General features: G+C 43.4%; 1 protein-coding gene and 1 pseudogene. One reads left to right on the plus strand and one right to left on the minus strand.

All coding sequences use genetic code 11. The features are described from left to right. Positions 1-467, minus strand: a pseudogene (locus tag KIV40_RS28190) (hypothetical protein); the annotation flags it as partial. A 152-nt stretch (positions 468-619) separates the two neighbouring features. On the opposite strand from KIV40_RS28190, the gene KIV40_RS28195 reads away from it, so the two are divergent. Then, positions 620-991, plus strand: a complete 372-nt coding sequence (locus KIV40_RS28195) for a LysR family transcriptional regulator (protein ID WP_285352506.1) — start codon at positions 620-622, stop codon at positions 989-991. Positions 992-1,004 lie beyond the last annotated feature (13 nt).

Genomic DNA, 1,004 nt, shown 5'->3' on the forward strand with positions numbered 1-1,004 from the left:
AGTTTTAAAGCGTCGCCAACACGGATAACTTCAAGCTCTTGATGAACCATCATGTCGAACTTCTCTTTAGTTTTTGATGTTGCTTGCCAACGAACGTCATAAGAAACCGTCCAACCAGATACCTGGTTGCCTTGCACATCCATGCTAACGATGTCGTGGCTATTCCAAATGATGCTATCTGTCACACCTTGATACCAAGCTAAGAATCCTTCTACAGAATTGATGGGCGTCCCCGGGTATTGCATGTTAACTGGCTGTGCGATGCGATTAACGAAGTAACCAGACTCTCGCGGAGGGTCAAATGCAGCAAACCACTGATAAACAAAACTTTTAACATCATTTTCGCTCATCTCATAACGTGCTTTTGCATCGTATGTCGTGCTAAGTGAATTGAGATCACTGTTGGCGTGAGCGGCTGATACTGCGATCAGAAAACTAAAAATAAGTGTGGTAAGTTGTTTTAACATAGCGATGACGAGCCCTATCAATAACTGATGAATTAGAGAGCCCGCTATGAGAAAGTTTAAGCGGACTCCGTTGCATAACTAGGTCCATTATTGACGAGGTTTGTCATAACCTGTAGCCTGACATTAATTACTTTATAAATAACCAAAAGTTAATGAAATCGATTCCTACACAGCTGCCGGTTTTCATTCAAGTCGCCAAACTTGGAAGCTTTGCTAAAGCAGCACGAGAGCTCGGCATATCAGCACCTGCAGTCAGTAAAGCCATTGGTAAATTAGAGCAAGAGTGGCAAACCAAACTTTTTCTGCGCTCTTCTCACTCTTTAAGCCTGACTCCTGCAGGAGAACAACTATACGCCAGCCTATCTCCCTCGGTAAGCTCGATTCAAAACGTCATTAGCCAACTCACAGATGACCCTTCCCACATATCAGGTAAGATCAAAGTTAACCTGCCTGCAAGTTCGATCGGCCTTTATATCTCTCTCAACCTTGGTCGAGAGAGAAAGAGATTACTCTTCGTCTTCTAGCTCGATGTTGATA

This window comes from Vibrio sp. D173a (genome assembly GCF_030248475.1).